The 23,973-nt window shown below is 41.9% G+C and carries 18 protein-coding genes; 12 read left to right on the top strand and 6 right to left on the bottom strand.

Features of this window, described 5'->3' with window-relative positions:
• The first annotated feature begins 53 nt into the window (after nt 1-53).
• Genes J2X69_RS05645 through rodA form a run of 5 tightly spaced genes read left to right on the top strand, consistent with a single transcriptional unit; the run spans nt 54 to nt 5,513 of the window.
• Nucleotides 54-1,082 carry a rod shape-determining protein gene (locus J2X69_RS05645; protein WP_057939075.1) on the top strand — a complete coding sequence of 343 codons (1,029 nt, stop codon included), beginning with the start codon at nt 54-56 and terminating at the stop codon, nt 1,080-1,082.
• Between the two features lie 7 nt (nt 1,083-1,089).
• A complete protein-coding gene (gene mreC, locus J2X69_RS05640; RefSeq protein ID WP_310099766.1) occupies nt 1,090-1,926 on the top strand; it encodes a rod shape-determining protein MreC in 837 nt (278 codons plus the stop codon).
• Nucleotides 1,916-2,437, top strand: coding sequence for a rod shape-determining protein MreD (locus tag J2X69_RS05635; protein ID WP_310099763.1), 522 nt, complete (start codon nt 1,916-1,918; stop codon nt 2,435-2,437). The genes mreC and J2X69_RS05635 overlap by 11 nt, the downstream gene beginning before the upstream one ends.
• Nucleotides 2,437-4,239 carry a penicillin-binding protein 2 gene (mrdA, locus tag J2X69_RS05630; RefSeq protein WP_310099760.1) on the top strand — a complete coding sequence of 601 codons (1,803 nt, stop codon included), beginning with the start codon at nt 2,437-2,439 and terminating at the stop codon, nt 4,237-4,239. Before J2X69_RS05635 ends, mrdA begins: the two co-directional genes overlap by 1 nt.
• A complete protein-coding gene (gene rodA / locus J2X69_RS05625; RefSeq protein WP_310099757.1) occupies nt 4,239-5,513 on the top strand; it encodes a rod shape-determining protein RodA in 1,275 nt (424 codons plus the stop codon). The genes mrdA and rodA overlap by 1 nt, the downstream gene beginning before the upstream one ends.
• Here rodA and J2X69_RS05620 read toward each other — a convergent pair.
• From J2X69_RS05620 to J2X69_RS05610, 3 genes are all read right to left on the bottom strand, one after another.
• Nucleotides 5,510-6,085 (bottom strand): HD domain-containing protein, encoded by a 576-nt coding sequence (locus J2X69_RS05620; RefSeq protein ID WP_310099752.1) that lies wholly within the window; start codon nt 6,083-6,085, stop codon nt 5,510-5,512. The genes rodA and J2X69_RS05620 overlap by 4 nt on opposite strands.
• A gap of 20 nt (nt 6,086-6,105) precedes the next feature.
• On the bottom strand, nt 6,106-6,666 hold the full coding sequence (locus J2X69_RS05615) for a Pycsar system effector family protein (protein ID WP_310099750.1): 561 nt from the start codon (nt 6,664-6,666) through the stop codon (nt 6,106-6,108).
• Between the two features lie 146 nt (nt 6,667-6,812).
• Nucleotides 6,813-7,937 (bottom strand): hypothetical protein, encoded by a 1,125-nt coding sequence (locus J2X69_RS05610; RefSeq protein WP_310099747.1) that lies wholly within the window; start codon nt 7,935-7,937, stop codon nt 6,813-6,815.
• A 33-nt stretch (nt 7,938-7,970) separates the two neighbouring features.
• Between J2X69_RS05610 and J2X69_RS05605 the strand changes: the two genes are divergently transcribed.
• The 5 genes from J2X69_RS05605 (at nt 7,971) to J2X69_RS05585 (ending at nt 14,062) form a co-directional block, all read left to right on the top strand.
• A complete protein-coding gene (locus tag J2X69_RS05605) occupies nt 7,971-8,297 on the top strand; it encodes a 2Fe-2S iron-sulfur cluster-binding protein (protein ID WP_310099744.1) in 327 nt (108 codons plus the stop codon).
• Nucleotides 8,298-8,305: 8 nt separating this feature from the next.
• A complete protein-coding gene (locus tag J2X69_RS05600) occupies nt 8,306-8,890 on the top strand; it encodes a thymidine kinase (RefSeq protein WP_310099741.1) in 585 nt (194 codons plus the stop codon).
• 225 nt (nt 8,891-9,115) lie between these two features.
• The gene (recO, locus tag J2X69_RS05595) at nt 9,116-9,805 is read left to right on the top strand and encodes a DNA repair protein RecO (RefSeq protein ID WP_310099738.1); all 690 of its coding nucleotides are present in this window, start codon (nt 9,116-9,118) and stop codon (nt 9,803-9,805) included.
• A gap of 205 nt (nt 9,806-10,010) precedes the next feature.
• Complete coding sequence (gene rho / locus J2X69_RS05590) at nt 10,011-11,819, top strand: transcription termination factor Rho (RefSeq protein WP_310099736.1); 1,809 nt, start codon at nt 10,011-10,013, stop codon at nt 11,817-11,819.
• Nucleotides 11,820-12,451: 632 nt separating this feature from the next.
• Nucleotides 12,452-14,062 (top strand): hypothetical protein, encoded by a 1,611-nt coding sequence (locus tag J2X69_RS05585; RefSeq protein ID WP_310099733.1) that lies wholly within the window; start codon nt 12,452-12,454, stop codon nt 14,060-14,062.
• Nucleotides 14,063-14,130: 68 nt separating this feature from the next.
• Here J2X69_RS05585 and J2X69_RS05580 read toward each other — a convergent pair whose 3' ends face one another.
• Nucleotides 14,131-18,486 carry a hypothetical protein gene (locus J2X69_RS05580; RefSeq protein ID WP_310099730.1) on the bottom strand — a complete coding sequence of 1,452 codons (4,356 nt, stop codon included), beginning with the start codon at nt 18,484-18,486 and terminating at the stop codon, nt 14,131-14,133.
• Between the two features lie 1,106 nt (nt 18,487-19,592).
• Nucleotides 19,593-20,621, bottom strand: a complete 1,029-nt coding sequence (locus tag J2X69_RS05575; protein ID WP_409014395.1) for an RluA family pseudouridine synthase — start codon at nt 20,619-20,621, stop codon at nt 19,593-19,595.
• Nucleotides 20,622-20,685: 64 nt separating this feature from the next.
• Between J2X69_RS05575 and J2X69_RS05570 the strand changes: the two genes are divergently transcribed.
• A complete protein-coding gene (locus J2X69_RS05570; protein WP_310099723.1) occupies nt 20,686-21,609 on the top strand; it encodes a pyridoxal-phosphate dependent enzyme in 924 nt (307 codons plus the stop codon).
• A 113-nt stretch (nt 21,610-21,722) separates the two neighbouring features.
• The gene (locus tag J2X69_RS05565) at nt 21,723-23,006 is read left to right on the top strand and encodes a hypothetical protein (protein WP_310099719.1); all 1,284 of its coding nucleotides are present in this window, start codon (nt 21,723-21,725) and stop codon (nt 23,004-23,006) included.
• 211 nt (nt 23,007-23,217) lie between these two features.
• On the opposite strand, the gene J2X69_RS05560 is transcribed toward J2X69_RS05565, so the two are convergent.
• Nucleotides 23,218-23,853 carry an ATP-binding protein gene (locus tag J2X69_RS05560; RefSeq protein ID WP_310099717.1) on the bottom strand — a complete coding sequence of 212 codons (636 nt, stop codon included), beginning with the start codon at nt 23,851-23,853 and terminating at the stop codon, nt 23,218-23,220.
• Between the last annotated feature and the right edge of the window lie 120 nt (nt 23,854-23,973).

Raw genomic sequence — 23,973 nt, 5'->3', positions numbered from 1 at the left:
TTAGCATGCTATATTAAACTCTTAACTCCAGTAAATAAAATCAATACCTAAAAATGGGATTATTTGACTTTTTCTCTAGTGATATTGCAATCGACCTCGGTACAGCAAATACCCTGATCATTCATAAAGATAAAATTGTAGTTGACGAACCTTCAATCATCGCAATAGACAAAACCACCAATCGAGTATTGGCAGTGGGACGTGAGGCGATGAACATGCATGAGAAAACGCATGAAAACATAAAAACTATCCGTCCACTGAAAGATGGGGTAATCGCCGACTTCTACGCCGCGGAGCAAATGATCAGAGGCTTGATCAAGATGATCCCCGGACAGAAAAAAGGCCTATTCCCCCAATCGCATCGTATGGTGATCTGTATCCCCTCGGGAATTACGGAAGTGGAAAAAAGGGCAGTCCGTGATTCGGCTGAACACGCAGGAGCCAAAGAAGTGTATATGATATTCGAACCCATCGCTGCGGCGATCGGTATAGGTATCGACATAGAGAAGCCTATGGGATCCATGATCGTGGATATAGGAGGAGGTACTACCGAGATCGCATTGATAGCACTATCAGGAATAGTGGCAGATCAATCCATCAGGGTAGCGGGAGACACATTCACCAAAGACATCTTGGACTACATGCGCCGTCAGCACAACTTGCTAATCGGTGAGCGATCTGCCGAAAAGGTTAAAATTGCTATCGGATCCGCGCTGACCGAACTGGACGATCCGCCGGAAGATTACGAGATCAGAGGACGTGACTTGATGACAGGTATCCCTAAGGTGATCAAAGTTTCTTATTCCGAGATCGCTTTCTCCCTTGACAAATCAGTGTCAAAAATTGAAGAAGCCGTACTAAAAGCTTTGGAGATTTCTCCGCCTGAACTTTCTGCGGATATCTATGACAACGGTATTCACCTGACAGGTGGTGGCGCATTATTGAAAGGTCTGGACAAAAGATTGCACCAGAAGACCAAACTTCCAATCCACATTGCAGAAGATCCACTGAGAGCTGTGGTAAGAGGAACAGGCACTGCCTTGAAAAACGTACAAAATTTCCGAACAGTATTGATGACTTAAACCCCGAATGCTACGCATCCTTCAATTCCTTTATAGCCTAAGGTCTTTTCTCTTATTTGTTTTACTTGAAGTATTGGCGGTAGGATTAATTGTCTCCAATAATTCACCTCAGGGTGCAGCTTTCTTCAATAGTTCCAATGCAATAAGCGGGTCTGTTCTCAAGACACGTTCAGATATCGTGGATTTCTTTTCACTTGCAGAAGCCAACGAAATGCTCCTAAGTGAAAATGCGATGTTACTTGAGCATTTTAAAAACATAAATGCGATTCCTGATAGTGTCTCTATCGAATTGGATTCTGCATTTGAAGCTCAATTCAATTTCAAAGGAGCCAGGATTATCAGTAATTCCCTGCGTTTTGCACAGAATCATATCACCCTGAACAAAGGCTCAAAAGATGGTGTAAAACCGGGCATGGGCGTATTCAATGAACAAGGAGTTATAGGAAGAGTAAAGTCGGTATCTAAACATTATTCGGTAGCCATTTCTTTGCTGAACACCGAAATGAACCTTTCCTCCAAAATCAAGTCCAATGAATCTTTCGGAACAATCAAATGGGACGGGAAGGATTCCCAGAAAACAAAGCTTCTCTATGTTCCCCGCCATGTGACTGCCAGCCCCGGAGATACGGTCATCACCACAGGTTACAGTGCAGTTTTTCCGGAGGGAATCATAGTCGGCTTCATCGAAAGCATAGATCAGAGCGGAGACCCAAACTACCTGGACATTGTCATAAATCTAAGCACCGATTTCAGCAAGGTTCACTATGTCTATTTGGTTGAAAACACACAGTTGGATGAGCTTGATTCTCTTTATAAGCAATCAGAAATAGAAAATGAATTTTAGAAATCTGATCACTTACATCTTTCTGGTGGCATGTCTCATTTTGGTGCAGGTATTACTGCTGAAAAACCTTGCGCTTTTTAGTGTGGCTTTCTGCTTCATTTATTTACTGGGCATATTGAGTTTCCCGATAAATATGAGAAGTTTCCCCTTAATCTTGATCAGCTTCGGACTAGGCTTATTTGTGGATATGTTTTACGATACACTTGGACTGCATGCGGCGGCGGCAACACTTCTGGGTTTTTTGAGAAACTATTGGATCAAAGCAATCAGCCCCAACGGAGGATATGACGATGCCAACAATCCCACCCTTCCGGAAATGGGAATAGGATGGTATATCAGTTACTCGTTGCCTTTGGTTTTCGCCTATTCACTGACGTTTTTTATTGCCGATCAGTGGGGGACAGGAGAAATGTTTGGCGTGTTAAACAAAAGCCTTTTCTCCTCGATATTTACAGTCATTTTGGCTATAATTGTGCAACTACTGTTCTTCAAACGTAGGAGAGGAATCTGATGAACGACCAAAGGCCCGTAGTAATAATCATCTTTGTCTTCTTGATAGGTTTGGTTCTCTTGACCAAGCTATTTATGATACAGGTGATGGACGACAGCTTCCTAAAGAGAGCTGAACGAAATGCCATTCAACGAGTGGTCGATCATCCCTATCGTGGACTAGTCTACGACCGCAAGGGGAAGCTACTTGTGTACAACAATCCTATTTTTGATTTGATGATTGTTCCAAAAGAGTTTCATGTGGGAGACACTACCCGTTTTCTGGAACTTTTTGGGATTTCAAAAGAGCATTTGATCGAATCATACCAGGCTGCAAAAAAATATTCTTACGTCAAGCCATCCACTTTTATCAAGCAGATATCTACCAATGATTTTGCAAGAATTCAGGATTTTCTGATCGATTATCCGGGTCTGTTTATCATGACCAGATCTATTCGCTCCTATCCTAATCCTATCGCTTCCCATGCCTTGGGTTATATCGGGGAGATCAGCGGAAGGCAACTTGAACGTGACAGCTCAAGGTATTACGTGCAGGGTGACTATGTAGGGCTGAGCGGAATGGAACGCTTCTATGAAGATGAGCTGCGCGGCAATAAAGGGGTCAAATATAAGATGGTCAACGTGCGTGGTGTGGACAAAGGCCCCTTCAAAGAGGGAGAATACGACACCGCATCCATAGCAGGACATAACATCAACTCATCTATTGATATGGAGTTGCAGAGATATGGGGAGAAGCTGATGATGGGTAAAACAGGATCAGTGGTAGCCATTGAGCCGAAGACCGGAGAGATTCTCTCCATGATCTCCGCTCCTTTCTATGATCCGAACAGTCTCACCGGTTCGGATTTTGGCAAAAGCTATTCTGTATTGAATGCTTTGGAGACTAAGCCACTGTTCAACCGCCCGATTATGGCTACCTATCCTCCGGGATCGATTTTTAAGATTGTGCAAAGTTTGATTGGCCTTCAGGAAGGGGTTCTGACTCCCAATACTACCTTTGCCTGCAACAGGTCTTTGGTCGCATGTCACAACCACCCATCCCCTGTGAACCTATTCGGGGCTATCAGAAACTCCTGCAACCCATACTATCACCAAGCTTTCCGTCAAATCATCAATCAGGAGGTTTCCAGCAACACCTTCAAGGACACCGAAATAGGCCTTAACGCATGGCGTGAGCATGTCTTGAAATTCGGTTTGGGCGGTACTTTGGGAGTGGATATGCCCAATGAGAAAAAGGGACTGGTGCCAAACAGTGATTATTATGACCATTATTATGGCAATGGAAGATGGAAATATTCCACCATCTATTCCTTGTCAATAGGACAGGGCGAATTGCTGGTGACTCCGCTACAGATGGCTAATTTAGCCGCAATCTTTGCAAATAAAGGATATTACTATACCCCTCACTTAGTAAGAGCTATAGATGGGGATAAGAATAAAATCCCCCAAGAGTACCTTACCAAACATGAAGTGGGCGTGGATGCCCATCACTTTGATATGGTACAGGATGCTATGGTTCAAGCATTATATGGCACAGCCCAGCGTGCACTTATGAAGGATATTCAGATCGCCGGAAAAACCGGAACTGCCCAAAACCCACATGGGGAAGACCACTCTGTATTTATTGCTTTTGCACCAAAGGACAATCCGCAAATTGCAATAGCCGTCTATGTGGAAAATGCAGGCTGGGGAGGTAGGGCCGCAGCAAGTACAGCTTCTCTCATGATAGAAAAATACCTAAAAGACAGCATCTCCAGGCCTGACCTTGAAAAATATGTCATAACAGGAAATTTCGTTTATTAATGCGTGAAAAAGATATCAACATAAACCGGGTGGATTGGATCACCGTTATGATCTATTTCGCATTGGTAATGATTGGGTGGTTTAATATCTATGCCGCCGTCTATGACGGGCAGATTGATAAAAGCATCTTCGATACCTCTATCAATTCCGGAATCCAACTGGTATGGATAGGAACAGCGATCGCCATCATCATCGTAATCATGGCGGCCGATTACCGACTCTTCGAAAATCTGGCTATTCCTATCTATCTAGTGATGCTGGTATTACTGCTACTTACACCTTTTCTGGGAAAAGAAGTAAATGGACAGACACTCACGATTGGCATAGGCTCTTTCCGTATCCAACCAGGAGAGTTTGCCAAATTTGCGACGGCACTGGCACTGGCCAAATTTATGGAAAGGCCAACCTTTGATCTTTCCAAACCCCAGTACCAACTACAGGCATTTGGCATACTCTTACTGCCAATAGTCCTGATCATCCTTCAGCCCGATACAGGTACGGCTATGGTATACTTCGCCTTTTTGATCATGTTTTATCGAGAGGGACTTCCACAGAAATACTATGTGCTCGGTTTCGGCTTAATCGCGCTTGTTCTGCTTGCTCTAGGTATAGAAAACAATCTCTACCTGGCAGGAGGGATCGTTGTGATCGTTGTCATCCTAATTATGCTGGGCAAGAAAACTCCTCAGCAGATTGTCGCATTTAGTCTGATAGGAATAGCGTTGATTGCTTTCACCTACAGTATTGATTATGTCGTGTCCAAGCTTCCGCAGCATCAGCAAAACAGAGTTATGGTACTCTTCAATCCTGATCTGGATCCCTTAGGCGTTGGCTGGAATGTCACCCAATCCAAAATTGCCATTGGTTCCGGCGGCCTTACAGGTAAAGGGTATTTGCAGGGCACGCAGACCAAGTTTGACTTTGTCCCTGAGCAGCATACCGATTTTATCTTTTGCACGCTTGGGGAGGAATTTGGTTGGCTCGGCAGTCTGGTAGTAATTGCACTTTTTGTAGCTCTGCTCACCCGATTGGTTTTCATGGCAGAGCGTCAAAAGAATAGATTCAACAGAATATATGGCTATGGGGTGATTTCAATCCTGATGTTCCACTTCATGATCAATATCGCCATGACCATTGGTCTGTTCCCTGTAGTAGGGATTCCGCTGCCTTTCTTCAGTTATGGAGGATCATCGCTGTGGTCATTTACCATTTTGCTATTTATCTTTATCAAAATGGACAGTTCCAGAGCACTTCAGCTGGGTAGGATGGGTTAAGAATCCAGCAGTTCTTTTAGCCAGATTTGCTTTTGTGGCTCTCTGTTATTTATTGCGAAAGGGGTGTGAAAATGATGCGCTCTCAAAAAATCAATCTGGAGGTCTTTCCACTGCCCGGCAGTAGAGATCACGTTCATATTTTTCAATTCTTCGAACAATTTCAGGCTGGTTTCGGGATAATCTGACCTTCCCAAATAGTCTAAATCTGCATCGCAGATAATTCGCTGAAGGTGATTTTGTGGGTTTTGAGGGATTTTGGTAGCCATCACCAATCCTTTTACCACTTCAATATCTTTTTGGTCCACTTCCAGATTCTGTAATAAAACCTCCGCCATAGATGCCCCCACTTCTTCATGGTTTGCGGACCCTTTCAGAAACCCCATATCATGCACTATGGCTCCGACTCTAAGCAAGTATCTCTCTTCTTCAGGCAGCTTATCGCGCTTGATGTACTGATTGCAGACGTTCAGCACATCCAGGGTATGCTCCAGTGCATGATAAGTCAATGACTTGGGCAAATTAGCCTCAAGATTGGACAATACTTGATTTCGGAGCGTACGATATCCTTTCATGGACGAAACAGGGCTATTTGCTAAAAGGCCGTCTTGATGGCATAATACAAAATAAAGACAAACATCAGTGCGATGTTAAATGATAAATATCTAACGGAAAGGTTGACGTTTCGGAACTTTGCTGCCGTGATCTTGGCATTGATGTAAACCTGCTCTCCCAACTGATCAAAGAGCGGTCGCCTGTTGGTACTCACTTTCTCCAGCTCTTTCACGTAATCTTTGATCGGGCCATAGGAAGAAATGATATTCCCAAAAAAGAAAACGCTCTTGTCATACTTAGTCTCTATCTGTGGCATAAAGCATCTGAAACTATAATAAATAGAAACTACAGTGAATACAAACCATGCTCCCATGAATCCATAAGTCAGAAAGTCTGAGGAAGCCAACTCTATCAGATGCTCATAAAACTGAAAAAAGACGTTCATCAATAATCCATAAAAAGACAGCACTAAGCCGGCTTTGATCTCGGAAGCTTTGATTAAATCCCGCAAATACATGATTAGGTACCAATAATTATCCACAGCATCTACGCCGGGATCTAATGGAGGCAGGTCTTTCAGGTCTTGAAGTTTTTTACGCATTGATTGAAAAAAGCTTACTCAAAGATATCAATATGTAAAAACAAGATAATTTGTGAATTAAGCAATTCCTATAAAAGAGCATTTGATTTTCTACACAGAAAAAGAGCTGGTTTACAGCTCTTTTTCTGTGTAGAATTATTTAGCACCTAAATTTCGAATTTTCTATAGACAAGCAAAAGAAATTCCTGCACAGGTTCCGCTTCGGATTCCCATCCCAATTCTGCGGCATAGCGTGAATTCACCACTCCAATTGCCTCGTCAAAGGAACTACACTTATCAATTGATTTAAGCGCATGTTTGAGCAAATCAGCGTTTCCGTCAAATAGTACTTTGGTAAACATAAAGCGCTGGTTGATGGCAACACTTTCTGCCAGCTCGCCCATGATGCCTTTCATGCCCTTGTAGGAGAGGGTCTCAAATTTTGCCCTCAAATTATATGGATCCAAGGTACCCGCGGTTCCATATGCATAAGCAGTCTGGAGTGGCTTGATAGGTTCCGATTCCGGCTCTGCTACCTGCATCCGCTCAGGAGCCACATTCCTGATTCCGGAAACGTCTATTTCTACCTGATCAAAAAATGAGCTTTTGGATTCCTGTTCTTTGTTCGGCTCAGGACTGGGGTGAGAAGCAGCGACAGGTGCTATGGGTTCCTGAACCAAATAGGCATCCAAATCAAATGGCTTTACATCTCCCAATGTTGCAAGAAGTAAATTCACTGATTCCAAAGACTCCTTTATCACTTGATAATTGGCAGCCACTGCCCGCAGGTAAGCACTTTCGTCATGCCCAAATCCCGCTTTATCTATCAGAAATGAGACTACCTGATCATGCCATTTATAGTACTTCCTATTTTCCTTCAAGAAATCATTGATCTGCCCTGCAGGTGCTTTAGAAATTTCATTTTGATAAAAGGTAACCGGATCAGTAGCAAGCTGTATTGCCTGCTGCACGGCTGTGCTCAGTAGCGGCTGCAATTGCTCTTTTTCAATTTTGATCCTTTTGGAAAGTACGTTCATAAATTCCGTCAATGCCTCATGAACCGTAATATCCCGGTAATCAAAATATGGGCTGCTTTTGAGCTTTACAAGTTCCTCCTGCCACAGCTCGAATAGTCTTTTGATAATAAAGAAATTCACCTGAGTACTATTGGTCAGCTGCACGATATCCTGCCCGGTCATGTATTGTTTGGAAGAGAAAAACTTCCCACAAACTACCGCGGCATAGTCTTCGGAGTATTTTTCTAAATAATTGCTGTTAATTTGAGTTGTCATTGAAGAGTGGTGTTTACAAAAGTCAACGAACAAATGCCTCAAATCGTCATAGAGAATCTATTTAATCTGAGGATTAATTCCATTAACATCCATCGTAAAGTTATCGAAATTATTCATGAAAACGGAATCGACTGGATGCATGCCTGTGGGAAAAAAGGCAGATGTACCACCTGCAAAATTATATTGAAATCCGGGGAGGAGAATCTCACCCCTCCTACCAAGCCTGAACTTGATTTTCTTAAGCAAGGTAGGCTGAGAGATGGAGAAAGACTGGCGTGCCAAGCTGAACTCCCATCCGGCGAGATTGTTGTCCGGGTAGGCGAATTCAATAAGTTTCCACATATAAAGTATAGCGAATAGCATCAGCCATGTTTATAGAACCTTCCATAGGCAAGTTAAAGTCTTCAGGGAACAAAGGTCAGATCGAAGTGATCTGTGGATCCATGTTTTCCGGTAAAACTGAAGAATTGATTCGACGGCTGAACCGTGCCCGTATAGCAAAGCAAAAGGTGGAGATATTCAAACCCGCGATCGATAAACGTTACGATGAAAACGATGTTGTCTCCCATAATGACACCTCAATCCGCTCCACTCCGGTGAATTTCGCCGACGACATCTTATTACTGAGTGGTGATTGCGATGTGGTGGGTATAGATGAAGTGCAGTTTTTTGATGAGCAGATAGTACCTGTAGCTCAAAAGCTTGCCTATCAGGGCAAGCGGGTCATACTGGCCGGACTTGACATGGATTTTGAAGGAAACCCCTTCGAGCCCATGCCCAAGCTGATGGCGATTGCAGAGTATGTCACCAAGGTAAATGCCATCTGTATGAAGTGCGGGAGCTTGGCAGCATTCTCATTTCGCCTATCCGATGCTAAAGAGAAAGTCATGCTCGGAGAAAAAGAAAGCTATGAAGCCCGGTGTAGGAAATGTTTTTATGAAGATAAAAAGTAGTCGGATGTGAGATGTCCGATGTCAGATGTGGGAATCAAAGAAAAACAGACCAACTTAGAGTTGTGTTCTCCGGTTCACAGGCTGTGTGCGCTTTGGCCAAGTAGATGTCTTCAGAAGCTCATTGGAATAAGACTTCACAAACTGGATAAATTATAGGATTTTATTACTTAGAATCCGCGGAGATTTGCGCGCTTTTCTGCGTTAATCTGCGGGAAAGATGAAAGAATGCTCAAAAAAACCCAAGGGATAGTGCTCAGTTCCATTCGATACAAAGAGACTAGCATAATCGTGAAGATTTTTACCCGGGAACTCGGACTTAAATCCTACTTGGTGAATGGGGTCAGGTCTCAGGGCAGTAAATCAAAAATAGCTTTATACCAACCGCTAACCATTCTTGAACTGGTAGTATACGATAAAGACAATGGCGGTTTACAACGAATCTCTGAGGCTCAGCTTCACCGGGCTAATCAATTGATACCATTTGACTTTAGCCGAACGGGAATTGCGCTGTTCATTACCGAAGTAATCAGTAAGTCTATCTATGAAAATTACCAAAATGAAGCTCTTTTTGATTTTCTCAAAGAGTGCGTTATACATTTAGATAGCAAAGATGCCCAGCTGGGACAGTTTCCGCTGGTTTTCCTTATAGAGAAAGCCAGTTTTCTGGGCTTTGCGCCGGAAGAGGCCCTCGGGTTTCTTTCAGAAAGCCGTTCACAACCATTTTCTCCCGCAGAGCTGGTTCAAGCTGAACTATATTTGACGGCACTTATGACCAACTCTTTTTCCAATGAAACCAAGATAGGCAAATCGCTCCGCCAAAAACTTTTGGATCACCTACTCGACTTCTATAGTCAGCACTTGGACAATCCCGGAAACTGGAAATCTTTGGAAATATTGAGACAATTAAACAGCTAATCCTTACTATATCACTGAAATAACTGTCTATCGCAAATAAATATTTGCTAAATACAAACTCATAAGTTAATATTGTGACATCACGTGAATGAGCAAGTCAGCCCACTTTGGCTTGAGTATTTCCTGCAGATCTTTTTTGCTCAGAAAATCATCCACGATCTCAAATACCGCATTTACTACATTATATTTATTTCATCCCCTCTTTATGTACAACATAGAAGAACTCAGAGTCAGATTATTATCTGAACTGAAGGAAATCGCTGAGGAGCTAGGTGTCAAAAACCGCAAATCTCTAAAGAAAGACGAACTCGTCTATGCTATCCTTGACCAACAAGCCATTACCCCAGAGCAAGCCCTGCCTAAAAAGAAGCCCTCTACTTCCGAAGAACCGACTAAAACACCGGAGACACTTGTAGAAGCTCCAAAAGCTGTCGAGGCTCCCAAGAAACCATCCGAAGAACCGGAATACAAGCCGAAGTTTAAAAGACAAAACGTAACGGCAATTCCAAAACCTGAGGAAACTCCAGCCGAAGAGCAAAAAACTTCCCCGGAGCCTAGAAACATTGATACTAAGCCGGACTGGAAAGCAAAAAAAGAAACTCAGCAAGAACGGCCTGAAAGAAAGCCACAACCTCAGCCTGAGTCTAATTCAGAAGAACCGAAAACTTTTAGACCAAGAAGGAAAGCTTTTGAAGAAGTAGAATCCACAGTACCGGCAGATGCTAAAGAAGAAAAGTCTACACTTCCATCCACACCTAAGCCTGCACAAGCTAAGTCTGAGCAAGAAGTAGAGCTTCCAAAAAGAAGAAACTTCAAATCGCCGGATGAAGTGATGGCTCCGGCAGCCGAGACAGTTCCTCATTCAAACCGCAGACGTCCGGGAGTGAACCCACGGGAATTTGATGGAGTGATAGACAATGAAGGCGTTTTGGAAATGATGCAAGAAGGCTATGGTTTCCTTCGCTCATTGGATTACAATTACCTTGCTTCACCTGACGATATTTATGTATCTCCAAGCCAGGTAAAACTTTTCGGTTTAAAGACTGGTGATCATATCAAAGGATCTATTCGCCCACCAAAAGAAGGCGAAAAATACTTTGCCCTCTTGAAAATCGCCACTGTAAACGGCAAGACTACCGACGAGATCAGAGACCGTGTTCCTTTCGAGTACCTAACTCCTCTCTTTCCGGAAGAGAGATTAAACCTATCCACTACCGGAGATAAATTCTCCACACGGGTGGTAGATCTATTTGCACCTATAGGAAAAGGGCAGAGAGGCATGATCGTAGCTCAGCCCAAAACGGGTAAGACTGTTTTGCTACAGCAGATTGCCAATGCTATTACTAAAAATCACCCCGAAGTTCACCTGATGATCTTGCTGATCGATGAGCGTCCTGAGGAAGTGACAGATATGGCACGATCCGTAAATGCAGAGGTAATCTCCTCCACATTTGATGAGACTGCAGACAGACATGTAAAAGTGTCTAATATCGTTTTGGAAAAAGCCAAACGAATGGTGGAAGTGGGCCATGACGTGGTGATCCTTTTGGATTCCATTACCAGACTTGCACGGGCACACAATACTGTTGTTCCGAGCTCTGGAAAGATCCTTTCCGGTGGTGTGGATGCCAATGCACTCCATAAGCCTAAGCGTTTCTTCGGTGCGGCTCGTAACGTAGAGAACGGCGGCTCGTTGACTATCATCGCTACGGCACTGGTGGAGACAGGCTCTAAAATGGATGAGGTAATCTTTGAAGAATTCAAAGGAACCGGCAATATGGAACTTGCTCTGGATCGTAAGCTTGCCAATAGAAGAATTTATCCATCTATCGATGTGCTTAACTCAGGCACTCGTCGTGAGGACCTTCTGATGGACAAAGAAGAGATGCAGCGTGTATGGATCCTCCGTAAGCTTATGAGTGACATGAACTCTCAGGAGTCTATGGAATTCTTACTACAGCGAATGAAAGGAACCCGTGACAATGCCGAATTCTTAATCAGCATGAATGGGTAACACTCCGTTTCATAATTAATTTGAAAGCCCTTGACCTAAAAAGTCAAGGGCTTTTTTTATAATAAACTATTCAGGCAAATAATAGCTACAGAACTTCCAAAACCAATCTGCCGGTGACTACCGAAAAGCACCGGGATTTGGATAACCTATCCTAACACAAGGGCATTTTTATGGCCCCCTCTCTAGGTAAACGGGTAATCACATACAGTATCTCGAAAAACCTAGGTTTATATATCCTCGATATCTACGGAGGAGCTAACTCTCAGAAAGTCAAATTGATTAGAAAGTAGTCAAGTTTTCATATCCAGTTAAACCATCATTATAGCATCCTAAAGGTGAATCAATCCAAGTATGAAAAAAAATACTTGATTTTTCTCCCTAAGTATTTGACAAACTGATAGAAAGAACAAAAACTCTATCTACATTTGCGCGATCAAAATTTTAGACCCCAAAAAACCAAAACTTGAGGCTCGCATAAATCAAAATATTCTATCAATCCTTGATAATATCAAGTCAGCATTCGAAATCATCATTTAAAAATACACCAGTAATCGGAATTATATTCCACCTATCAGAATTTGAAATTCACTTTTCGTGCTGAAATATTCGGCAAGAGATTCAATAACTAAACTATGAAAAAACATTATCTACTTGGTCTAATCCTTGTCTTTGCGTTTTACTCATGCAACGACACCACTGACCCTATCAGAGGCGGGGCGATCACTATTAATTCAGACAGTCAATTACTCACTGCCCGTGTAAAAATGGATAATGCCGGAGTAATAGAACTTATTGACCCTAATGCACCTGCGGGGAGAATTCAAGAAGTAGCATCAGACCTGCCCCTTATTCTGGTCTCCCAAGTAGACGCCCCGCAAATCAACGGTAAAACACTGAAAGCGACGCATGTGGACATAGATGGCAACTATGCTTATGTGTCATATAATACAGAAGGAGACACCTATTTAGGAGCTGTTGATATATTTGATATCAGCAGCCCATATAGTCCGAAGATTACCGAGCAAGCTATATTCACGGACACGGATATCAGCTCTCTTGAATATAAAAACGGCAAACTCTACCTTGCTGCCGCAGTAAATATCGATGAAAATTCTGATGTGACTTCTCCTGCCAACCTAATCACGGTCTCTGTGTCAGGCGGTAGGTTTACTTCGGGTTTTGTCTATACTTCTCTTCCTGGCTTTGTGGCCACAGATGTTGCAAACACCAATTCGGGTACAGCCGTAACAAGTGGCAACGACGGAGTTATCGGTATATTCGATGCATCTCAGACACCGGGCAATTCCATACAAATGGACGATCTCCGAGCGGTAGCCTTTGGGAGTGACAAACTTGCAGTTCTTAGCGGTAGCACAGGAATCCATATCTTGGATCCCAACAGTCTTTCTGAAGTAATTTCTATTGCATTGGCTGCAGATGTAGCCGGTGCAAAAAGAACTTTGGATATCGACAATGGCATCCTATATGTATCTGAAGGAGCAAATGGGGCGGGCATCTATAAAATGACTGACGGTAGTTTCGTCAGCAGATTGGCTATTCCTATCCGACCCACCGATGTAGAAGAGGGAGATATTGTAACCAATGCAGTTTCTGTGGATGACAATTTACTTTTCATGGCCAATGGTGCAGCAGGAATTTCCATCTCAGACGTTTCTAATCTTGCAGCAATCAAGCAATTTGGAATATTGGATCTGGATGGTTCTTCCAATTTCGTTAGAAATGAGGAAGAGTTTGTTTTTGTAGCTACAGGACGTGGAGGCCTTCAGATTCTTAAAATAAACAAGGTATCCCCTAACCCTACAGAAGCAGTATGCTCAGGACTTCCGGCTTATCCCGGAGACTATTGGCTCAACGTAAATGGTGGGGAGACTAAAGCGTATAGCGGCTCAGCCTCGATCGGCGGCCTTAACAACAATGCAAATTTCCTATTCTGCGGATCTCTTGCTGTCCTTGACCAATTCAACATGAATGGCGGAGCAGTAACAGAAGTCTACGGCTCTCTGGTATTTGGCAGAATGAATTCCAACAGCACAATGCACATTAACTCTACACTTAAGCTTTCAGGTTCTGTAGTAATCTATGGCGACCTAAATCTAAACAGCGGCGGAAAAATTGAATTTATAGGCCCAAATAATAGCATTACTGTATTTGGTAAAGTCACTCAGAACACCGGGTCTTCTATCACGGGTAACTTCACTGATACGGAAGGAAAAATAAAATAAGGATTAACATCCTGTCAAAAAAATCAAAGCCGGGTCACTTGGATCCGGCTTTTTTGTGCCTTCACTTTTTAATCTTCTTCATCTTCCTTTTTAGGCACCGTAGCCTGGCCAAGCCCCACAGCACCTTTCAATCCACTAAAAGTTGCTCTCCACCAACCTCCAAAAATAAATTTGGACTTATCCCGCTCAAAATAGACCTGGGAAGTTATTCGACGATTAAACAGCTTTCTCGGATTACTTTTCTTCGCAACAATATTTGCCAAGAAAGACATAAGCCCCAGTTTACCCCTGCCCCGCTCCAAGGTCAATGAATCCACAAATTCTATTTTCAGATCTTCATACCTGAAATTCATCTTTCCTTTGGCCACATCGTCATCCATTGTAAAGTCCCACTGACCATCAGTCACTTTACCGTCAAGAACCCTGATAAAAGAACCTCTTGTCAAAATGCCATTTAACTTGGTCAAGTCAAATTTTCCCAGCCTGACATCTACATCCATGGGATAAGGATACCCAAAATGCATATCGGCGGCCAGTGTAACGTCCCCATCCCCCATCAATTGAGTGGTAGCATACAACAAACTGGACTCCAATGGGAATTTCTCGGTGCTTTTTCTCAAAGCAAACGGAGTAATAAAAACGTCCAAATCCTCAAACCGTATAGATCCGGGTAACATGGCATTGGGCGAAAATTCCTGATATCGAATGATCCCATCACTTAAAATCACCGAATCCAACTCCATATCAAAGGGTGCGTTTTCCATCAAATATTGAGGCATGGGCTTGATTACCCCTTCTTTTAGTGGCATTCTCTTATCTCTGAAAACATCCAAGTGCAAGCCTTCCAGCCTTAGCGCATGAGCCTTTAGATTTTTATTGGCAAAATACTCCTCAAAATCGATCTCCTCCAATTTAATCTTAGCCACAAAAGCATCCAATGCATCATCTTGGTACCCTTTGGCACGCAAAAACTCATAGCGACCTAGTGCAGGCCGGAAGTATACACTATCAAGAATAATAGTGTTATCCATATACCTGATTTTCCCGATGCTCAATTTGTTAAGGCTGTCTTTGGTATAAACCTGATAATTGGCAAGTGAAAGACTCAAATCCTTTTCCAAAAGGAGTCTGGGACTTACTCCATTGGTTTTTTTCATCAAATCCAGATTCAGATCATACAAGCCTAAGCTGACATTATTGAATGCCATTCGTGGAATCTGGCCGGTTTCTTTATTATGGAGAGCGATAGTTCCCTTATTGATCAGCACATCCTGTAGCAGGATAGATTCAATCAACCCTGCATTTTTAGCGCTTACCGAATCTGTCTTTAGTTTGGCCTTATCTGATTTGCTTACAGTATCGAGGTAAACATCGATTTTGGGATTCATCAATCTAAGCTGCGTAAAGTCCAGGACTCCCGTGGACTGAATCTCCCGGATGGTGTTATTCCTCACTCCAAGCTCATCAATCCTTGCCGAAAAAATAGGAGACCCTAAATTGCCAGAGGTAGTGCTTGGGACTATTTCAAAGTTGGAAAACACGGTCTCATCTGCCGTATTGTCCACATATAAATCCGAGAATCTGATGGTATGAATACTATCAGGCAGCGCATAGGAAAAATCCTTCAGCGTAAGACTGATCTCGTCAAATAAACCGGCGATATCTTTTTGTGCATTTGCGGCAGAGTCTAAATTCAGGCCTGTAATCCCCAGATCAAAATCGGTCTGGATCGATTCAAAATCATTTTGGCCTACTCTGTAATTCAAACTCAACTTGGAATTCTTAGCCTCTATAGCTCCGATGGATACCAATTCAATAGATTTCGGAAGTGTCTTAGCAGCTCCATTAGGAGGAGTTTCTTGTGTAACTTCCCTCCGGTAATCTTGATTAATCTCCAGTTTTATATCACTTCCATCTACGGCGAGTTTTTCCAATCGCAGTTGATTTTCAAATAAAAACGCCTCTATATCTACCCCCTCAAAAGAAACACTAGGAAGATTCAAAGACAAAGCGATTTTACTGTTAATTGATTTACTGGGCTTTAGCGTGAGGTTATCTATCTCAATGGTTTTTGATCTGGAATTAAACCGAAGCCCGTCTGTATCTACTTCATAGTTTCCCCCTGCCACGCTGAAGTCATATTTTGTCAAAATAAGATCGATTTCATCTGAGAAAAAAGTTCTGTCAGGACTCTTGGCCAGTCCCTTTTCCAGATAAAATCCCTTCAGATTTAACGATAGACTATCCTCACTCAGCGAGATATTCTTCCTTCCTGCAAAGTTTTTGTATTGCACTTGACCATCACTGAAGCTTACAGAGTCTATCTGAATTGTGGAAAAATAGGATGTCAACAAGTCTTGTATTTCACCGGATGATTCTACCTGCATCGCAGAGGTAGTCGTGCTGTTCTTTCTAAATCTCGTGAAATTTGCTACAGGAGAGGGTATCAAAATTTGATTTACCACCAATCTCTCATCCAAATACGCCGACATCAATTCAATGCCCTCCACACGAAACTCAGGAACGGAAATATCCATAATTACCGACTTCCCATACGAATCCAGAATTACTTGTATAGAGTCGGGATTCTCAGGCCTGAGGGTGAAATTATTGACCACAACAAGTGACCGCTTGGAATCTATCAGGACTTTATCGGCAAGAAACTCATGGAGATTATCCCGCAATTTTAACCTGTATTTATCTAAACTAAGAACCATTTCCTCTGCCAGAAATTGGTTTCTCACATCGCTGCTTACATTGGGCTGCAAAAAGACTTTCTCAAGCAATAGGCTGAATTTTTCAAAACCTATGTCATCACTTCTCACTCCCTTTTCATTCTTGAATTGAACCTCACCATCTCTGAGATCCATTTTACCGATGGCTATCTCATTCATATACCCTTCCAAAAGTTCCCTTACAGGTATTCTGTTCAGATTTTCTTCACGTTGACTGAGCTCGGTTATTTCCACTTTGGGAGATTGCACAAGCATTTCTTCAATTGTGAAAATCCCCTCATTGTACAGTTGCTTCAAATTGGTATTTGAAAGAGACAGTTTAGGAAGGGAAATACGCATGATATGATCAGCCTGCCCTATATCCAACGCATCTTCTCTGGGCTCTACGCGCACATTTTCTATGATAATCTCATCTTTGAAAGATGATACACTCACCCGGTCTCCATAGATCACATGGACATTGTCCGATAAGTACAAGTCCGCATGTTCGATATCCATAGCAGCCTCCTGTCCATAGAAAAACTGATCCGTTTTTTTGGATTCATCCTCCCCCAGATAGAAATTGATCATCTTAAAATCAAGCCTGTTGATATCAATCCGATTTTTGAGGGTATCGATCAGATTATGTGTTGTGAATTTCCCATTATTCACGGACAGTTCCTTTACTGCAAAGGACTTCAATATCCCTTTAATCAATTCATTCAGATCTCCGCTTGCTGTACTATCTTTTTCACTGAAGCTGTTATTTTGAACCTTAAACTCGGGATCGTTTAAGACAATTTCATCAATCCTGACATCTGAAGTCATAAATGCCTCATTCAGATCAACGTTCCCAACCCGCAGCTCACTCAGGTAAACATCGTAATAAGCCTTACTTTCAATAGATTTATCCGAATTAAGATCGAAACCTTTTATATCAATCACATTCCCCAAAGAACTTATGTACACTTTCTCAGAGCGGATGGAATGCACACCATCCGGCAGGGGGAAATTCACGTTTTCAAGATCAAACTCAAAACCTCTGGCATTGAAGGGAGTTGCCCACTCAGCTTTCGTCGCCCAGTTGATATCCTTGATCAGCAATCTCGTATTTTGTGCTTTAAGAGAATTATGACTTAAAAAATTCAAGAAGAATAAATCAGCGTGGTCGATCTCCAACTCACTGATGTAAACACCCGTGAAGTTCATTTTGTCAACCAACTTTTTTATTTCGTCCTCAAGTTCCTTTATCGGAGAGTCTTTCTCATCTCTTTTCCCATCCTGCTCGGAATTTTTATGAGGGGGCAGATCCATGCTGATGTTTGGATTGTCAAATTCTAACCTGCCTACATACAACACCCCCTCAGACAAGTCAAACCATAGGTTTTTGAGCGCTATCTGATCCAAAGTCAAGTCAAACAATGCCTGATTCTGCCCAGGCTTTCTTTCTCCCTTGGGTTTCATTACGATCCCATCCATGAATAGCCCACGACGAAACAGCGATAACCTAACCCGATTAAAATCAACTACATATACATCTTTTGCAGCTTCATTGATTTTTCGTCGTGCCCAACTGGAGAGCATCAGGTTGGAGCCAAAATAGACAAGGAATTCCAGAAAAAGTATGGACAGAAGAATAAACATGAACCATCTCAGTGCCTTCTTTCTCAAAGGATGTCTGGAATGCTTCTCTCTATGCGCTTCTGTCATTCAGTTGGTTTTTGTCTAAAATAGGCATTTAACGGCAAATTTAAACGAAAAAAGCAGCACAATAGTGCTGCTTTTTTTTGCTGTAGGAGAAGGATTCGAACCTCCACGGGGTAGTTAGGCAATAGTCCGGTAGAATTACGCTTTGTCCTTCCAATCCCGATAGTTATCGGGACAGGATCCCCACCCCCGAGACAGGAGGGCTTGTCTGCCAGTTTCAACATCCTACAATGATGATTTAATACTAGTGGCCTTATGCCGGTAGGTTGATGGCTTTTCCCTATTTTTCAGGAAAAAAAACCAAAGGTTCAATAGGTCTGAGAACGAAGATTTAATAAGTGCCGAATCAACTAAAGCCCGACAGATATAAATTTTGCTGGGTCAAAATTAGAAATACCATCCGTTTATTAAAATTATAATAACAAATAATTATTTTTTTTACAGTATTTATACAATTTAGATCAAATAATTACGATATAATCAATTAGACCTCCTATTTAAGCATAGTATTTACTAAATCATTAAAATAGGCCGAGGCACATTTTAGCAAAATCTTATTGGGAAAAATGATCTAGACTCCAAATTAAAAAAGATACGCACTGCGAAATGGGCATAAAAAAAACCATGAAACAAAATTTCATGGTTTTAGTCAATTAACAATAAACCCAAAATAACCTGCTGTAGGAGAAGGATTCGAACCTCCACGGAGTAGTTAGGCAAATTTACGAGCTCGCTAAATGCTTTATCCTATGACCTCCACCCCCGAGACAGGAGGGCTTGTCTGCCAATTTCAACATCCTACAGTGTAGTGTAATTTCAATGTATTTTGAGTGCTTACCGTTTGTTTGCTCTCTTTCTATGATTCAAATATAGCAGACGGGTTTGTTTTTTAAAAATAATTCAAAAATAAAACTGAATATTTACAGTATTTTTAATGAAATCGTTTGAAAAATACAGTATCGTCAAAAACAGGTTTAATATTGACTGGAATATTGACTATTTTTCAATGTAAGGTCAAATAATTGCCAAAACAGCCTTAAAACAGCCATTTTATTGCTAAAAACGCATCATTTTCACCGAAAAATTGAACATATCCTAATAGAACAAACTTATTCGAAGTGCACATAATTCTCCCATTTGTCTAAAACAGCCTGAAAATCCTCGGGCAGTGGAGCTTCAAAATATAGTTTCTCCTTAGTCACAGGATGTATGAAACCCAAAGATTTTGCATGTAATGCCTGTCTTGGCAAAAGATTAAACGCATTATGTATAAAGGTCTTATACTTAGAAAACTGAGTTCCCTTCCGTATTTTATCTCCTCCATAGGTTGTATCATTGAATAGTGGATGTCCTATATACTTCATGTGCGCACGGATTTGATGTGTTCGGCCGGTTTCCAGATTACATTGAATCAGCGATACGTAACGCAGTCTGTTCAGCACTTTCCAGTGGGTCACCGCATGCTTCCCCTGATTTCCGTCCGGAAACACGTCCATTATCTTTCTGTTTTTGGCACTCCTGCCTACATTTCCGATGACAGTGCCCTCGTCCTCATCCATCTCGCCCCATACAAGCGCCAAATAAGTCCGCTCTATCGTGTGGCGGAAAAATTGCGATGCCAAATGGGTCATTGCTTCTTCCGATTTGGCAATTACCAACAGTCCGGAAGTATCCTTATCGATCCGATGAACCAACCCAGGCCTTCCTTCATTGCCTTTCATCTCCGGGAGATTCTGAAAGTAATATACTAAAGCATTAACCAGCGTGCCCGTCCAATTACCATGCGCAGGGTGAACCACCATTCCCGCTTCCTTATTGACAACCAACAAATGTTGATCTTCATAGACAATAGTTAATGGAATATTCTCAGGTACAACCTCGGTATCACGTGGCGGCTTGCCCATCAGCACACGGATATCATCCAGTGGCTTTACTTTATAGCTTCCCTTGATCGATTCTCCATTTACTTGGATCGCTCCTGCATCTATGGCCTGTTGAATTTTATTTCGGGTGGCAAAGGCTATTTTATCTGTCAGGAATTTATCGATTCTGGTGGGGGTCTGCCCTTTGTCGATTACAAATTTGTAATGTTCATAAAGTTCTAACTCTTCCTCGTCAAATTCTTCGTCTGCTTGCATGCTCATACTGCAAAAATAAGCTTATCAAGCTTAACTTTAACACTTCTGTACAAAAGCAACCCAAATGCTTCTTAAAAACCCAACTCCAATTCAATCCCTTAACCATCCTATCCTTTTGGAAAATGGAATCAAATTGGCAATTAAGCGGCTGGATTTAGTACATCCCGCAGTTTCGGGGAACAAATTTTTCAAACTTAAATACAATCTTGAAAAAGCGAAAACTGAAAAGAAAAACAAGATTCTGACCTTTGGAGGAGCTTTTTCAAATCATATATACGCCACGGCAGAAGCTGCGAAAGCTGAAAACCTTCATGCCATTGGCATCATCCGGGGAGAACGCACAGAACCTCTCAATGCCACGCTTTCACATGCTGAAAGACTCGGTATGCAGCTTCATTTTATTGATAGAAATACTTACAGAAACAAAACAGAACCTGAATTTCTTGCCAGTCTGAAAGAAAAATTCGGGGATTTTTACTTAATCCCAGAAGGAGGAACCAACGAACCGGCCATAAAAGGAACCGAAACGATCCTTGACTTGGAAGATGAGCAATTCTCCCATATCTGCTCATCAATCGGTACAGGAGGCACTTTTTCCGGGCTATATTCTTCACTTTCCAAGCACCAAAAGCTGCTCGGTTTCTCGGCTCTAAAAGGCGAGTTCATTCATAAAGAAATCTCTGATCTGATAGATCTGTACCAACTTAAAAGCAAAGGTGCATATGAGATTTTTACTACCTATCACTTTGGAGGCTACGCTAAATACACCCAAGAACTAATCGACTTCATCCGGTGGTTTTATGAAGCTTTTGGAATAGTACTGGATCCGGTTTACACCGGAAAAATGGCATTTGGGATCTGGGATTTGATCCAAAACGATTATTTCGCCGAAAACTCAAAAATCTTGATGATTCATTCCGGAGGGTTACAGGGGAATGTAGGATTTACTGAAAGGACGGGAATTTCTTTGCCAATCTTTTTGAAGTAAATAACGCACTTCTCAGCAATCCCCAGTGAGAACTTAAATTTCAGGCAATGCAATTTCTCTTTTTTTAAAAAATTCTGACATTTGAAGCACTCACTCCATCAACAACCCTCAATATGGCAAAGAACAAGAAAAGAAAAGGTACTCTAAGTAAAAGCCAGGAAATCAGCCCAAGGAAGTACCTTCAGACCAAAGTCAGACAATTGCCTATTTATGCCTGTTATATCAATGAAGATTGGGAACAGACGAAACTTGCTGAGGTCATCATCGCCAGAAAGCATACTAACGGCAATCTTACATTTGGAGCTTTCCTGACAGATGTGCTCGGAATGGGTGTGAAGGACACAATGTATGGTTTTAACCAATCTGTTTTTGAATTTGAGGAACTTCTGCAGAACCTGAGGGTTGAAATGGTAGCCTGTGATTATGAATTAGCGCATAACCTAGTCTATGGAGCTGTTGACTTTGCCTTGGAATTTGACATTCCCCCACATAGTGACTGGAAGCTCACCCAGTTTATTCTGGAGGAGGACACCGAAGATATCCCTTTGATGGATCTGGAATTTGGAGTCGATGGGAAACCGGTATTTTTAACAGAGGAGGATGAAGAGTTTAATGAGTATGACGAAGATGAAGAACTTGAGGAAGATGAGCTATTGCACTTAGCCCAAAATCTGGTATATAAAACAATCGATCTCGCTTATGACAAGACTTTCCCAAGAGAAAAAGATGACTTTGCAAGATTGATAACAGATGCCCACACACGACTGAACATAACAAATGAACCCATACAAGAACTGGAGGAATCTATAGCTGACATCATTGAAGACTTATATTATGAGCTTCAGGAATTAGCTGAGACTGGAAATACGAATGGGATCTTTAATTTTCGAAAGAAAATTAGTGATAAAATCCAGCAGTATCCAGACCAGCCTGTTCTATACAATTACTTAGGAAATAGTTATTTTCTACTTCGGGAGGTAGAAAAAGGCACAGAGATTTTCAAACAATGCCTAGTTGATTTTCCCGATTATCTACTTGGGCGACTCTTCTTAGCCTATCAGCTGATCCTGAATAAAAAATACGATGAAGCCAGGCAACTACTCCAAGACAATTATACACTACAGGAGTTGATGCCAAAAAGGAAGGTCTTTCATAATCAAGAAGTTTATATATTCTACGCTGTATGGGCTTTGTACTTGTTCTCTTATGAGAAAAATTTAGAAAAAGCACTTCCCTACTATGATCTGATTATTTCTAATTCAGACGAATCAATGAACTGGGGTTCTGTGGAGTCTGCAGTCACTTCCATTTCAAGGGAAAAAGTACAGCTACTTGAAAAGAAATATAATAAAGGCTTAGCAGAGATCGCTGATGAATTAGGAGTCCTTCAGATTTAATCAAAGAAAACACCTCTCCCGGTGATTTGTTATTCCGGGGATATACTGTTGGATTTGTAATCCAAACAAACTAACCTCAGACAATTCAAGCTTCCCTTTCTTTATTCCAAAGTATCCCACTGCGCTGCTCCATATATTGCATGTGAGAAGCATGTGAGAAGAATACGGATTGAAAATCCAGAGGAGCGGGTTACAAATCCCGAATAGCCACTTATCCTTTCAACGTAAAAAAATCGGCAGATTCCTGAGGATGAATCTGAAGCACATTTGCCAACACTAACCGAACCAACGTTTTAGACGCCAGAAATCTTGGCAGATTCGCCAACTTCGCAAATTCATTGAGTGTGATTTTATCGGACTCACCAAGAGCCTTCATTAGGATTTCTTCTTTTCTGCCATAGGTGAAGACTATATCCCTGGGAGTTTTTCCTCTTCGCAAAATCTCCCAAACTTCCTTACTCGCCTTCACAGACCGATCCGCCACACGGATGAATGCCTGTTTTCTCTCCTCCTCTTTAAGATAATGTGGTCGCCGGGAACTTACAGGAATTTTAAAAATTGCCACCCCCTTCTTCTCATTAATCTTTAGGGAACACAATTCATAGTCTAGCGGGGGAAAAATAAGCTCCTTAATGGCCTTTTCCATTACATAGATTTCCTCCTCTATATAGCGCTGCCCACTGACAGTTCCATCATCGTCTACCCCTATCAGCAAATCCCCTCCGGAAGTATTGGCAAAGGCAATCAATTCACGGACAATTTTCTCAGGAAAAGTCGCTTTCTTCTTAAATTCTATCCTCAGTCCCTCGCCTTTTGCAGCAAGCAACCTCACATCCTGCAGCGTCATTTTTGCAAATTTTTAGTAGAAATGAAGATGAATGAACGGTTTATAATTGGAATACTAACTAAAGGATCAATTAGTCTCTTCAGTAATGATCGAAAGGAAGAGAAATAATCATACACGCCC

Origin of the sequence: Algoriphagus sp. 4150, from assembly GCF_031457395.1 — a bacterium.
Taxonomy (GTDB): domain Bacteria; phylum Bacteroidota; class Bacteroidia; order Cytophagales; family Cyclobacteriaceae; genus Algoriphagus.
This window is presented reverse-complemented; position numbering and strand designations above follow the sequence as displayed.